General features: G+C 44.3%; 2 protein-coding genes. Both read right to left on the bottom strand.

Going from position 1 to position 551, the window contains the following annotated elements:
* The coding region (locus tag R7Q11_RS28555; RefSeq protein ID WP_225467273.1) for a hypothetical protein at window positions 1–189 on the bottom strand (189 nt) is incomplete at its 3' end.
* A gap of 15 nt (window positions 190–204) precedes the next feature.
* Window positions 205–551 (bottom strand): OmpA family protein (locus tag R7Q11_RS28560; RefSeq protein WP_225467274.1); only part of this gene is annotated, 347 nt, incomplete at its 5' end.

Here is a 551-nt window from a genome sequence, read left to right on the forward strand (position 1 = left end):
GATAAGCGCCCAAGCAAAAACAATCACTAAGATCGTAACTAAACGTTGAAAATCACTTTTAAGCGGCTCGTAACCTGCAACCGTGATCAGAGGACCCACAACCCAAATAAAAATGGAGCACGCGGCTACACCGACTAAACCAAGAAACCATCTTTGGGTAAATACTCTGCCTATTTCTTTAATACTCATTTCCTTGCCCAACCGTTAGTTGCCCACAATAAGATCGATTTCAATTCGACGATTCATTGCTCGGTTCTCTTCACTGTCATTTTCTACCAAAGGTCTCGCATCACCCAACCCTTCAGGAATTACTCTGCCTTTAAGTGCACTGTTGGCGATTAACTGTTCGGAAAGAGAAGTTGCCCGAGCTAAAGACAAGTGCCAATTGGATGGGTACTTGCTGGTAAATATCGGACGGTCATCGGTATGCCCGGTAATTATGATCTTCCCTTGTGTCGCTTCTAAGGTGCGTGCAACTTTAGAAATAACTGGCTGTATGTAAGCCACAACGCTCGCACTACCGGATTCAAATAGGTCTTGAGCTTTAAGAG

This window comes from Vibrio sp. 970, from assembly GCF_033339075.1.